This is a genomic window from Paenibacillus sp. FSL W8-0426 (genome assembly GCF_037969725.1).
Taxonomy (GTDB): domain Bacteria; phylum Bacillota; class Bacilli; order Paenibacillales; family Paenibacillaceae; genus Paenibacillus; species Paenibacillus hubeiensis.
In genome coordinates, this window is record NZ_CP150203.1 from 4,901,027 (window position 1) to 4,912,930 (window position 11,904).

Here is an 11,904-nt window from a genome sequence, read left to right on the forward strand (position 1 = left end):
TTACTGTTTGGTCGATTTTTCGAGATCAGCCGGTCCAAACGCCCATGGCAGCAATTCGGCCACGGTTGTTTCCTGAAGATCTCCTTTCAGATTGCCCAAAAAAACGGGCATGTCCGGCTCGCAAAGCTCGAACAATACCTGACGGCATACCCCGCAAGGCGCGATGGGACCTTCCGTATCGCCCACAACCGCAATCGCTTTGAAGCTGCGCGGCTTCTGCCCGCCCGCAATGGCGCTGAACAACGCGGTACGTTCAGCGCAGTTGCTCGGCGTATAAGCCGCATTCTCGATATTGCACCCATGATGAACGTTGCCCTCATGGTCCAACAATGCCGCACCAACCCCGAAATGGGAATAAGGAGTGTACGCTTTCGTACGTGCCTTGATCGCTTCCTGCATCAATCCCTGTTTATCCATCTCTAATCACTCCCTTTATTCCTCATGACAACCCCAGCCATCGCAGGACCGGCTTCGCAAAAACGATGCATCCCACGATGACGGCGAACACCGCAGCCAGCAAAACCGCACCGGCCGCGGTGTCTTTTGCCGCTTTGGCCAGCGGATGAATGTTAGGCTCAGCCAGATCCACCGCAGCCTCCACGGCCGTGTTCATCAACTCGGTGACCAGCACCAGAAAAATGGCGGTAAGCACAAACAGCCATTCCATTTTGGAAATGCCGAAAAAAACTCCGGCTGCACACATAAGGAAGGCTGCTCCTGTATGTACCCGAACATTGCGTTGGGTCCGCAGCCCGTATACGACTCCCTCCGCCGCATTGCGGAATACCAACCCCCAGGAGCGCCTTTTCATTATCGTGTCAGCCCGGCACGTGCCAGAACCGCTTCCTGTTTGCCCATCATTTCGGCTTCGCTTGCTTCATCCTGATGGTCATACCCCAGAAGATGCAGGAAACCGTGCACAAACAAAAAGCCCAGCTCACGCTCAAACGAGTGTCCATATTCTTCGCTTTGCGCAATCGTGCGCGGAACGGAAATAATGATATCGCCGAGCACCTCGGGCATTTCCTCCAGCTCTTCATCCTCATCCAGCTCATAGATGATATCGAGCTCTTCGTCAACGGATTCATTCATCGCAAAGGACAGTACGTCCGTCGGACGGTCAATGCCGCGATAGTCGCGATTCAATTCATGAATTTGCGCATCGTCAACAAAAGTCAGGGCTACCTCGCCCTCCTCGATGCCTTCGGCTTCTCCGGCAAGCACGAGCAATCGCTCCAGCATTGCAATCATGGATTCCGAAATTTCTTTATCCTCTTGTTCATTATTCCATGCCAGGTTAAGGCTCATTCTTTCTAGCTCCTGTCTGCTCATAATAAAATCGGTTCAACCTGCTTCCGGTGAAACCGGCTTCGATTTTTTGATTTCCTCCGGATATTCGATCCGGGAATGGAAAATGCCCATCACCGTTTCCTGCAGCGTTTTGGCTATGATGTCCAGCTCGCGCATCGTCAAGTCGCATTCGTTGAACTGATGATCGTCAAGCCGTCCCTTGATGATTTTTCCGATCATGGACTCCACCTGTTCGACCGTCGGTTTACGCAGGGAGCGAACTGCGGCCTCCACACTGTCGGCAATGCCGACAATCGCGGATTCCTTCGATTGCGCCTTCGGTCCCGGGTAACGGAAATCCTCCTCCGTAAAGTCCGGTTCCACGCCGGCTTCCTCTGCCTGGCGCAAGGCCTTGTGGTAGAAAAAGTGAAGGAATGTCGTCCCGTGATGCTGTTCCGCGATATCCCGGATCGGCTTCGGCAGCTTATAGTCCTTCTGCATCTCCACCCCATCCCTGGCATGTGCGACGATGATCGACTTGCTCAGCTTCGGATCGATGGAATCATGGGGGTTTTCCATATTGTTCTGGTTTTCGATAAAATAAATCGGACGCTTCGTTTTGCCTATGTCATGATAATACGAACCGACGCGACATAGCAATCCATTGGCGCCGATGGCTTCAGCCGCAGCCTCCGAAAGATTCCCGACCATGACGCTGTGATGGTATGTTCCGGGCGTTTCGGTCAGCAGCTTGCGCAGCAGCGGATGATTCGGATTGGACAGTTCCACCAGTTTCAGCGCGGACAAAATGCCAAAAGAGGTTTCGAAAAACGGCATTAGCCCCATGACTAGAATCGCAGTCAGCACACCGCCGGCAAACGCAAACCCGATGCCGTATAACGTTGTCGTCCGGCTCCATTCTCCCGAATCCATCAAAGCCACGGTAAAGACCGCAAGCGAACCGAACAGGCAGACCATGATCGCCCCTTTGATGATCGTGGAGCGCTGGCTGGCGCGGTGCGTGGCAAAAATGGCCACAAAGGATACCAGTACGGCAAAAAATCCGAATTCGAAATCGAACAGCTGACCCTGATGCGTATTCAGGATGATGCTGGACAAAATGCCGATAATGATCGAACAAACAAATGCAAGCGACGTATCCAGCAAAAGCGCAATCATCATCGCGCCGATCGCCACTGGTGCCAAATATCCGACGTAGGATTGCTCATTGGTCTGAATGATCGCCGTCACATGCATAACCACGATCGTAATAATAAATATTAAAACAAGCATCAACAATTGGGCATTATTGTACTTGAAATGTGTTCCGCTGCACTGCTGAATGTACATCAGCACCGCTGCCGATAACAGGCAGGACAACATGAACAGCCCCAGCTGCGGCCAGTAGTTCACTTCGTTCTTCAACAGATCATTTTCGTCCAGCAGCGAGTACAGCTCCGGCGTAATCATCTCGCCTTTGGAAACAAGCGTTTCCCCTTGCTTGATGAACACCGTTGGCGTATTTTCCCGTGCCTGCACTTTGGCTTCCTTGGTTCCTTCCTCGTCATAGAAACGGTTGGCCGTTAATACAAGCCGGGCAAGCTCCTGAACCACTTCGCGTTGCGTGCGTTTGCCAAGCGAACTGACGCTGACCATTTCAGCCACCTTTGCACGAGCAATGGTCGCATCGCTGATCTGGTCCGTCATCAGCCTGGAAACGATATCCCGGGCAACCGGCTTCATCTCCTGAATGTCATCCGAGGTCAGGCGGGAAATCTTGATGTAGGTTTCCTCCGGAATACGGTAACTTTGCTCCTGCACCACATTTCGCACTTCCTCAAGCAGTGTTTCCGAGTATGTACCCGCTTTTCGGTTGTTGTTGATGAAATTGGAAACAAAATCTTTTTGCCGCTGCGGAATTTCGTCCCGATAAATATCGATTTTGTCCTGGCTGGAAATCTGATCATCCTGGTTCAAACGGTCAATCCGGTCAAGCAGCGTTGTCATCAAATTTTCATTACGCATTTGCACAATCTGATATATCGGTTGAACCCGCTCAGCCGCTTCTTCCTGGGCTTTCAGCGTAGCCTTGTTATTCGGAATTTGCATCGGAGCAGCGATATTCACCTCGCTCCGCGTGCCCTCCTGAATATCGTAACGCTCGGGAAGCACCCGCGACGCAAGACTGACATAAAAGACCAGCACCAGAAACAAAAACAGAAGATAGCGTGCCCACACGCTATACTTCCATCCTGTTGTTCTATTCTTTTGAAAAGATTTGCCTTTTGACGTTTCCTTCGAAGTCACGATAGACAATCCCTTTCTACACTTGATTTTCCGCGGCTTCGTTGTATGCGACGATGATTTTCTGCACAAGGGAGTGACGTACGACATCCTGTTCGGCAAAATAAACGAACCCGATCTCCTCTACATCGCCGAGGATCGTTTTGGCATCCACGAGCCCGGATTTTTTGCCCCGCGGCAGATCAATTTGCGTAACATCCCCGGTAATGACCATTTTTGAACCAAAACCGAGACGCGTCAAAAACATTTTCATCTGCTCGGGCGTGGTGTTCTGCGCTTCATCCAAAATGATAAATGAATCGTCCAGCGTCCGGCCGCGCATGTAGGCGAGCGGGGCGATTTCGATCAGCCCGCGTTCCAGCGCTTTGGCAACCTGTTCCTGGCCCATCACGTCATACAGCGCATCATAGAGAGGACGCAAGTACGGATCGACCTTTTCCTGAAGATCGCCTGGCAGGAAGCCGAGACTTTCGCCCGCTTCAACCGCAGGACGCGTAAGCACGATTCGTTTGACGCTGCCTTCCTTGAGAGCCGCAACCGCCAACACGACGGCCAAATACGTCTTGCCCGTTCCAGCAGGCCCGATGCCGAATACGACATCGCGTTTCTTGATTGTGGTTACATAGTGCTTTTGCCCGATGGTTTTGACTCGGATCGGCTTTCCGCGGTATGTCGTTGTAATCTCGCCTTTAAACAGATCCAGAAGCTGGTCGGCGCGCAAATCTTTCGCCAGCTCGATGGCATACAGGACATCCCTTTCGGTCAACGCATATCCGTTGCGGACCAATTGCAACAGCACGTCAAATAATTGTTCTAGTGATTCCACGTTCCGGATACCGCCATGAATCACGATTTCCGCTTCGCGGGATGCAATCTGGGCCGGAATTTCATTCTCAATCAGTTTCAGAAAAATATCCTGGGGGCCAAAAAGAGCCTGGCCCTCTCCCGCGCTCTGCAGGGAGATTCGTATGCTGCGTGTTTGCTCTGACAAATAGCCTCATTCTCCTTGACTAGGGACTAACGGAAGTTCTTCCGCAATGCTTTCTTCCACTTCAAATAGTACTTTCATATAAACTTTACCATTCTCTTCACGCTCATGCAAAATTTTTTCACTCAAAATTTTCGTGCCTTTGCCATTTTTCGCGATAATGTCGTTTCTGGCCCCTTCCAGTCCTTTTGCCCTGGCCCATTCTTCCGTATGCTGCTCCTGTCGATCCTGCGTCTCCAAGTCGGTTTCGGTCAACCACCCGAACGGAAGGGTCAGAGAACGCCAGGTGAGCGGTTTATGGTCGCTCTTTGTGTCATACGAACGAAACGGGGTGTCCCCATACCCCCACAGCTGCACGGCCCAATTGCCCAGCACGACGTAAAAACGTTCCTTGCTCTCCCCGGTCATCGTGTGATGCTTTTGCACAAGAGGCACCTCGATTTCGTACTCGCGCCATACAAGGCCCTTGACCTCTCCTTTTGCGACAACAGTCCGTGTATTTTCTTCATCGCCCAATATGCCCGAAATCAGAACCTGTCCCTTTTTTACGCGCATGTCTTTCTGAACGACGGGTCGCCCTTGTTCAGCGTATATGTTCGTAATTACGGCGTCCGTTTTGCTGACCAGATGCCGAGGATTCAACAAAGGTTCCGGCTTGGGCTGAGCGGATTCCACGATCTGGATCGTAACGGTCGTTCCTTCCTTGCTGACACCAACCCAAGTCACGTCAGGCAATGCAAGCGCCAGCTGTTTGGAGAGCTTGTCCTGGCTCTGTAACCGGAACCCCCATTGAAAAGGATACAGCCCTTCTTTTTTGGCTGCAGCAAGCACAACGTCGGAAGGTATTTTGACATTTCCCTTTACTTCCACGCTCCAGACCATGGAAGACAACGCAAACAGTGCCACGATGAATAACAACATTCCGCCGAGAAAAAACTTTCTCTTCCACAGTCTATCCAAAAAAAAGGGAAAACCGTTGCGCTTCGTTACCCGCATACGACAGCCTGTCCGTTTAAGCAAGGGACGCAACCTGAAAAAATGCGGCAGCAACACGTTCATTTCTGCCGTGTGTGCGTCCCGGGCGCGCAAGTCCCAAATCTCCACCCCTTGCTCCGTCAACAGGTTGATCAACGCTTCGATCTTCTCCCCAGTAACCGTAATGCGGACGTTTCCGCGCAGTTTGTACAGACTGGGCTGCTTCATCCTTTTCCCTCCACTCCATTCATGTGAATATCCAAAATGATGCCTTCTACCGCCACTTCATCAGGCATAATATTGCGAATCATCAGATCTGTCCCCTTGATTTCCAGTTGACCTTGCGACAAGGCAAGCACGATTCGCTCAGGGGTAAACTGGATGACTCCACGATGATTTTCAATATACAATTGCTTGCTGCCGATCAGGGTTAACCGTGGCATATCATAAAGCACATCCTGCGGCAGATCCAGCACTTCGCTGGTCCATCTCCGCAGCTTGCGGCTGATCCGGGTCATTCGAAGGTCTGCCCCCTTCCTATACATTTCAACTTATGCGATGAGGGAAACAAATATGAGAACTATGCGCAAGGAGGGCCGAGCAAAACAAAAAGAACCGTTTTCCGGCGAACAATCGCCAAAAAACGGTTCTTCATTTGTATTATTTCGTCATAAGATAGCCTACTTAAAAACTAAAGCTTTCCGCGGGTCCCGAAGGGTTGCTTAGAGCGCGGCGGACCCAATACTTCCGCCCACAATACGCCACTGCGAATATCCTCCCGGCGCAGCACGGACCGCCCTGCTTCGGCGTCGGAGCCTTGCTCATCCGGAAGCGGGCTAACGGCAGCTGTATTCGCGGAGGAAATCCGATCCATCCGCTCTTGAATAAGACGCTGCTGACGTTCTACTTCCAGCATCTGCTCCTGCAGTGACGCTCCCTTACCCTCCGAAAGATGGCCTCCAAAATCATCGGCACGGTTATTGGTGGCAGCAGGCTGATCGTGCTGCTCTCCACGGTGGTCATCGTACCACTCATCCTCATATCGCTCATCTTCATCGCGTTCGTCCTCATCATTCGCGCCTCTCGATGAATGAGGTCCCGCAGCCTGCTGAGGAGAATTCTGCCGATTCCAATCCGGTTCTCCCCCACCTCCAAAGGTGGGCATCCCGGTATGGGTACCTTTCTTTTTGGGGTCGCCAGCCTTGGCTGCTTTTCCGATGAAGGAAAACAATGCAAAACCAATGACTGCTACAATGTACAAATTATCGAATACCCAATCCAATAGGCTCACATGCACTCACCGCCTATCCTCAGTTTTTCGAGCCATCCTGATTGCCGGAGCCGGAATTGTCGCCAGGTTTGCCCAAACTGGTTCTCATTTGGGTATCTGCCTCGATGTTTTTCAGGTTCATGTAATCCATCACGCCGATTTTGCCGCTGCGGAGCGCTTCGGACATCGCCAGTGGAACTTGGGACTCGGATTCCACCACTCGCGCTCTCATTTCCACGACGCGGGCCTTCATCTCTTGTTCTTGGGCAACCGCCATGGCGCGGCGTTCTTCCGCTTTAGCCTGCGCGATGCGTTTATCCGCCTCGGCTTGCTCGGTTTGCAGGAATGCACCGATGTTTTTACCTACATCCACGTCTGCGATATCGATGGACAGAATTTCGAAGGCTGTTCCTGCATCGAGCCCTTTAGCCAAGACTGTACGGGAGATCAGATCCGGATTCTCCAAGACGTCTTTGTGGGAATTGGAAGAACCGTTCGTACTAACGATCCCCTCGCCGACACGGGCAATAATGGTTTCTTCACCGGCACCACCGACCAAACGGTCAATGTTGGCACGTACAGTTACACGAGCTCTAACTTTAACTTCGATACCGTCTTTGGCAACCGCAGAAACGATTGGTGTTTCGATGACGCGCGGGTTAACACTCATCTGTACGGCTTGCAGCACGTCGCGTCCAGCCAGGTCGATCGCTGCAGCCCGTTCGAATTCCAGCGGGATGTTCGCACGTTGTGCAGCAATCAGGGCGTTGACAACGCGGTCTACGTTACCGCCTGCCAGGAAGTGACTTTCCAGTTGGTTAATCGTCAGTCCAAGACCCGCTTTCGTTGCTTTGATCAACGGGTTCACGATTCGACTAGGCGTAACGCGTCTCAGTCTCATTGCCACCAGAGTAATAATGCCGATCCGTACGCCGGACGCGAGTGCCGAGATCCAGAGCATGACCGGGAAGAAGCTGAAGAACACGCTCAACACGATAATGGCAACAACCGCGATGAGCAACACAGAGATCAATCCAGGTTCCATAATGTAAGTTCCTCCATTTTTCCTTAGTTTTATGAACAAAAATCATAACACACCTTGTGAATCTATGCTGCGTTTTACCGAAAAACACCCTTAAAATGGTGCATTCGTTAGCCATACGGCTATGTACCGTGCCAAAGCTCATCACTTTGGCACGCATTTTGAATTAAACGGGAAGAGCTTGTTGTACAACAATTCGCGTTCCTTCGGCCTTAACCACAATGATCGGTGTATCCACAGGGATGAAACCTCCGTCGGTCACCACATCCACACGTTCACCGTTAAAGAGCGCCGTTCCGGCCGGCCGAAGCGGAGTCAGGCTGATTCCTTGCATGCCAAGCAATTCCTTGCGCTCCGTTGCAGAAGAATAGCCTTTGTCTGCAGTCATTCTGTCACTCAGAATAAATCGTTTCCAGACACCTCTGTCCTTGAACACAATAACCACGATGGCAATCACCACGAGCGCTGCCGCAAAAGCAATGCCGAGCGATACAAAGGCGTCGCTGGTGTCATATGCAGCCCGTACAACGCCCGCAACCAACGCAATCGAGCCGAGAATACCCAGTATGCCAAAGCTCGGAATAAACATTTCCAGAATCATCATAATCAGCCCTACGGTAAACAGAATCCATGTCTCCGCTCCGGCAAACCCGGCAATGTAATTGCCGGAAAAATAGAGGACAAAGCTGACGATGCCCACAATGCCAGGCACGCCGAATCCAGGTACAATCATCTCAATGACCACGCCTGCAATACCCAGGAACAAAAGCACGGTCATGACGACCGGATTCGTCAGAAACGTAGAAATGTTCTCCGCGGTTGTCCGCTCCATCGTAAACACGTCATTGTTCCCGTAACCGAGCCATGCTGCAGCTTCCTCAGGAGTACTGCTGATATGGTCGGCATAACCCACCTTCAGCGCTTCCTCGGCGGACAAAGCAATGATTTCCCCTTTTTGCTTCGTTTTGTTGATTTCCGGCATTTCCACAACGACGTTTACGTCAGCCATGCCGGCAGCGATGTCCGGGTTGCGGCCGCTTTTTTCGGCGGCCCCTTGCATTTTGCTTTTCCAGAAAGCAACCAGCTTAGGATCGTCCACATGTTTACCAGAGCTGTCCACCATCGCCGCCGCGCCAATCATGCTTCCTGGCGACATCACGATCTTATCTGCATTCAACGCCAGAAAACTTCCCGCAGAAGCTGCGTCCCCACGCACAAAAGCCACGGTCTGCACAGGGCTTTCCTTGATGAGCGTTCCCAGCGCTTCCGCGGTATCCACTCGCCCGCCGGGCGTATTGATATCAAGTACAATCAACCCGGCCCCCATGGCCTCCGCTTCCTTGAAACCACGCTCCATGAATTTGCCAAGCCCCTGCTCAATCGGTTTGTCAACCGGAATGATGTACACCGACCCGGTCTTGTTTTCAGCGGCGTAAGCAGAAGATCCGCCCATGAAGACAGGAAGCGTCAGCGTTAACAGCATGATAAGCATCAGTGGCACCGCAAGCCACATTCGACGCATTCCTTTCACAAATAATCCCCCCTTTTCCAATATCGTTATACAGTCCAGCTTATGGTATTTATTACGTAGAATGCAACATTGCGTTTCATAAAAGACAAAATTAATTTATGCCATTAAAGATGTATTTCCAAACAAAGCAGCTCACCACATGGAAATTCCGCAATATATGAGAACCAGGGCCGTCCTCCACCAAAAGGAACGATCATGAGCTTCGCCGAAGTGACGGGCATTAGCATAACGATGCTGGGTCAGATCGAACGTTGCGAATCCCACCTCTCCATTGCAACGGTGTGGAAAATCGCCAACGGCTTAAAGCTGTCCATCACGGCCTTGATCAGCGAGCCCGTACAAGATGCATCGGTCATTCCGTTGGATCGGGTTCGCATGTGGACGGAAGATGAGGGGCGGATTCGGATATATCCCCACTTCTCCATTGAGGATGGAAGACCATTTGAGACATACATGATGGAAATGGATCAATACGGAGTGCTTCGGGCGGCCCCCCATAATAAAGGTACGGAGGAGTTCATTTGGGCTTTTGAAGGAGAGCTTATCGTTCGGGTGCATGATCAGGAATATGCCGTCCCCGCAGGCGCGGCTATCCGGCCCAAGGCAGACAAACCACATGCCTACCAGCATGCCGGATATGCAATGACTCGTTTAAGTATGGTCATTCATTATTCACACTGAAACGGAATATCAAAAAATGATAACCGAGTCCAGTGAAAGAAAAAACACCTCCTGAGCATTCAGGAGGTGTTTACCGTTTTTGCTTTATTGCAGAAATTGTTGGACTGCTTGATTAACCAGTTTGCCATCCGCTTTGCCTTTGACTTTCGGCATCAGGGCGGCCATGACTTTCCCCATCTCGGCTTTCGAAGAAGCACCGGTTTCCTGGATGGTCTGCTGTACAATAACTTTAATTTCTTCTTCGGTAAGCTGTGCAGGAAGGTACTGACTAATTACATCAATTTCCGCTTTTGCATTAGCCGCGAGTTCATCGCGACCGGCTTTGTCAAATTCTTGGAGGGCATCTTTGCGCTGTTTGATTTCACGACTCAGGATATCAAGCACTTCGTTGTCATCCAAAGTTCTTTTCAAATCTATTTCAAGATTCTTGATCGTCGAACGAATCAACCGAATGGTGGAGAGTCTGAATTTATCCTTACTCTTCATCGCTTGCTTCATATCTTCGTTCAATCGTTCGCTAAGATTCATGGTAGTTCAAATCCTCCTAAAACTTTCTCTTACGAGCAGCCTCGGACTTTTTCTTGCGCTTCACGCTTGGCTTCTCATAATGTTTACGCTTCTTCACCTCGGCCAGGACGCCATCTTTTGCGATGGAACGTTTAAAGCGACGAAGTGCAGCATCAATAGTCTCGTTTTTGCGAACTTTAGTTTCAGACACCAGTTTTCCCTCCCTCCGACCAGACCGTCCAAGAGCAACAACACGGTTCATCACCTTTCATTATAGGCGAAAGACAATCAAGGTGTCAACCTTAAAGGAATTGTCGATTATTTGTGTGAATCGGATAGACTTGTCAGGGCGCCGATGCGGGTCCCTCCAAGCAGGTGATAGTGCAAATGGTTCACTGACTGTTCCCCATCCTTGCCGCAGTTGTTGATCAAACGATATCCGGAATCTTTGACGCCCAAACGCTCGGCAGCCTCCTGCACCGCCAGGTGCATCTCTCCGATCAACGGCAGATCCTCCGGCGTTACCTCGTTCATGGAAGCAATATGCTTCTTGGGAATGATCAACACATGGGTAGGCGCCGCAGGCTGGATATCATGAAATACGATCACGTGTTCATTCTCCAATACTTTGTTGGAGGGAATGCTGCCCTCGACGATTTTGCAAAACAAGCAATCCATAGTGGATACCCTCCTTTAATTGATATGTTATGTATATCCTTCTTTATCATACCGGAACTGAAATCTCACGTCCAATTTGAAAAAAAACAAGCCTCCCATCTCCCAGGATCTTGAACTCAAGGGAGTTGGGAGGCTGTTCACCGCCTCAATAATAAGGCAGCAGCGACAAGGCCACGAGCCCGAACAACGGCAGCACAAGTCTGTTGAAACGTCTGCGCCCATAGCCATAATAAGGATATGGATATGGATATGGCTGCGGGTATCCATATCCCGGATAAAATCCACGCATTGGCGTGATCGGCATGTTGGATGAAGGCATCACGCTTGGTGCCTGATTCGCATAAGGTACAGCAGCCTCAGGACCAACGGGGACTGCCAGATAAACCATGTCGTCATCCACGTGTTCCACGATCCCATCAAAAAGATTCCCGTCCTCCATCTGGATGCATACATACCGATGCAAATGATCCATGCATAATTTCTTTGCTTCCATTTTTTCCACGTTGCTGCGCCTCCTCAATTAACCTCTGTTCCTGATCCCATCGTATTCAGTTCTGGGCGAATTGACACTATGGGGCACGAAACCCCTACATTTTTTTGGGCGGCAGCGCCAGAGCAGACATTCAATCGCGGACAAA

At 50.9% G+C, this 11,904-nt stretch carries 15 protein-coding genes; 1 reads left to right on the top strand and 14 read right to left on the bottom strand.

All coding sequences use genetic code 11. From position 1 onward, the window contains the following. From MKY59_RS22275 to MKY59_RS22320, 10 genes are all read right to left on the bottom strand, one after another. Complete coding sequence (locus MKY59_RS22275; RefSeq protein ID WP_236416684.1) at window positions 1–417, bottom strand: cytidine deaminase; 417 nt, start codon at window positions 415–417, stop codon at window positions 1–3. Window positions 418–439: 22 nt separating this feature from the next. After that, window positions 440–811 carry a diacylglycerol kinase family protein gene (locus MKY59_RS22280; protein ID WP_339273864.1) on the bottom strand — a complete coding sequence of 124 codons (372 nt, stop codon included), beginning with the start codon at window positions 809–811 and terminating at the stop codon, window positions 440–442. Then, window positions 811–1,308, bottom strand: a complete 498-nt coding sequence (gene ybeY, locus MKY59_RS22285) for an rRNA maturation RNase YbeY (protein ID WP_236416686.1) — start codon at window positions 1,306–1,308, stop codon at window positions 811–813. Before ybeY ends, MKY59_RS22280 begins: the two co-directional genes overlap by 1 nt. A gap of 36 nt (window positions 1,309–1,344) precedes the next feature. Next, a complete protein-coding gene (locus tag MKY59_RS22290; RefSeq protein ID WP_339273865.1) occupies window positions 1,345–3,597 on the bottom strand; it encodes an HDIG domain-containing metalloprotein in 2,253 nt (750 codons plus the stop codon). Between the two features lie 16 nt (window positions 3,598–3,613). Next, window positions 3,614–4,585 (bottom strand): PhoH family protein, encoded by a 972-nt coding sequence (locus tag MKY59_RS22295; RefSeq protein WP_236416688.1) that lies wholly within the window; start codon window positions 4,583–4,585, stop codon window positions 3,614–3,616. A gap of 6 nt (window positions 4,586–4,591) precedes the next feature. Next, on the bottom strand, window positions 4,592–5,785 hold the full coding sequence (gene yqfD / locus MKY59_RS22300) for a sporulation protein YqfD (RefSeq protein WP_339273866.1): 1,194 nt from the start codon (window positions 5,783–5,785) through the stop codon (window positions 4,592–4,594). Continuing rightward, window positions 5,782–6,075, bottom strand: coding sequence for a sporulation protein YqfC (gene yqfC, locus MKY59_RS22305; RefSeq protein ID WP_236416690.1), 294 nt, complete (start codon window positions 6,073–6,075; stop codon window positions 5,782–5,784). The genes yqfD and yqfC overlap by 4 nt, the downstream gene beginning before the upstream one ends. 173 nt (window positions 6,076–6,248) lie before the next feature. Beyond that, window positions 6,249–6,848 (bottom strand): hypothetical protein, encoded by a 600-nt coding sequence (locus tag MKY59_RS22310; RefSeq protein WP_339273867.1) that lies wholly within the window; start codon window positions 6,846–6,848, stop codon window positions 6,249–6,251. A gap of 19 nt (window positions 6,849–6,867) precedes the next feature. Then, window positions 6,868–7,875, bottom strand: coding sequence for a flotillin-like protein FloA (floA, locus tag MKY59_RS22315; RefSeq protein ID WP_339278453.1), 1,008 nt, complete (start codon window positions 7,873–7,875; stop codon window positions 6,868–6,870). A 160-nt stretch (window positions 7,876–8,035) separates the two neighbouring features. Continuing rightward, on the bottom strand, window positions 8,036–9,391 hold the full coding sequence (locus MKY59_RS22320; RefSeq protein WP_339278454.1) for an NfeD family protein: 1,356 nt from the start codon (window positions 9,389–9,391) through the stop codon (window positions 8,036–8,038). Window positions 9,392–9,595: 204 nt separating this feature from the next. Here MKY59_RS22320 and MKY59_RS22325 point away from each other — a divergent pair, with 204 nt between their 5' ends. Next, window positions 9,596–10,081: a helix-turn-helix domain-containing protein gene (locus MKY59_RS22325; protein ID WP_339273868.1), complete on the top strand. Its 486-nt coding sequence runs from the start codon at window positions 9,596–9,598 to the stop codon at window positions 10,079–10,081. A gap of 84 nt (window positions 10,082–10,165) precedes the next feature. Here the strand turns inward: MKY59_RS22325 and MKY59_RS22330 are convergent, their stop codons facing one another. The 4 genes from MKY59_RS22330 to MKY59_RS22345 all read right to left on the bottom strand — a co-directional run bounded on the left by MKY59_RS22330 (window position 10,166) and on the right by MKY59_RS22345 (window position 11,759). Further along, window positions 10,166–10,609 (bottom strand): GatB/YqeY domain-containing protein, encoded by a 444-nt coding sequence (locus tag MKY59_RS22330; RefSeq protein WP_236416694.1) that lies wholly within the window; start codon window positions 10,607–10,609, stop codon window positions 10,166–10,168. 16 nt (window positions 10,610–10,625) lie between these two features. Then, window positions 10,626–10,799, bottom strand: a complete 174-nt coding sequence (rpsU, locus tag MKY59_RS22335) for a 30S ribosomal protein S21 (protein WP_005547957.1) — start codon at window positions 10,797–10,799, stop codon at window positions 10,626–10,628. A 107-nt stretch (window positions 10,800–10,906) separates the two neighbouring features. Then, window positions 10,907–11,266 carry a histidine triad nucleotide-binding protein gene (locus MKY59_RS22340; protein ID WP_236416695.1) on the bottom strand — a complete coding sequence of 120 codons (360 nt, stop codon included), beginning with the start codon at window positions 11,264–11,266 and terminating at the stop codon, window positions 10,907–10,909. Window positions 11,267–11,411: 145 nt separating this feature from the next. After that, a complete protein-coding gene (locus tag MKY59_RS22345) occupies window positions 11,412–11,759 on the bottom strand; it encodes a hypothetical protein (RefSeq protein ID WP_339278455.1) in 348 nt (115 codons plus the stop codon). Window positions 11,760–11,904: the final 145 nt, after the last annotated feature.

Coding starts and splice junctions, on each gene's coding strand:
- MKY59_RS22275 (WP_236416684.1), bottom strand. CDS start 417: ATGGATAAACAGGGATTGATGCAGGAAGCGATCAAGGCACGTACGAAA.
- MKY59_RS22280 (WP_339273864.1), bottom strand. CDS start 811: ATGAAAAGGCGCTCCTGGGGGTTGGTATTCCGCAATGCGGCGGAGGGA.
- ybeY (WP_236416686.1), bottom strand. CDS start 1,308: ATGAGCCTTAACCTGGCATGGAATAATGAACAAGAGGATAAAGAAATT.
- yqfD (WP_339273866.1), bottom strand. CDS start 5,785: ATGAAGCAGCCCAGTCTGTACAAACTGCGCGGAAACGTCCGCATTACG.
- yqfC (WP_236416690.1), bottom strand. CDS start 6,075: ATGACCCGGATCAGCCGCAAGCTGCGGAGATGGACCAGCGAAGTGCTG.
- MKY59_RS22320 (WP_339278454.1), bottom strand. CDS start 9,391: ATGCGTCGAATGTGGCTTGCGGTGCCACTGATGCTTATCATGCTGTTA.
- MKY59_RS22325 (WP_339273868.1), top strand. CDS start 9,596: ATGAGCTTCGCCGAAGTGACGGGCATTAGCATAACGATGCTGGGTCAG.
- MKY59_RS22330 (WP_236416694.1), bottom strand. CDS start 10,609: ATGAATCTTAGCGAACGATTGAACGAAGATATGAAGCAAGCGATGAAG.
- MKY59_RS22340 (WP_236416695.1), bottom strand. CDS start 11,266: ATGGATTGCTTGTTTTGCAAAATCGTCGAGGGCAGCATTCCCTCCAAC.
- MKY59_RS22345 (WP_339278455.1), bottom strand. CDS start 11,759: ATGGAAGCAAAGAAATTATGCATGGATCATTTGCATCGGTATGTATGC.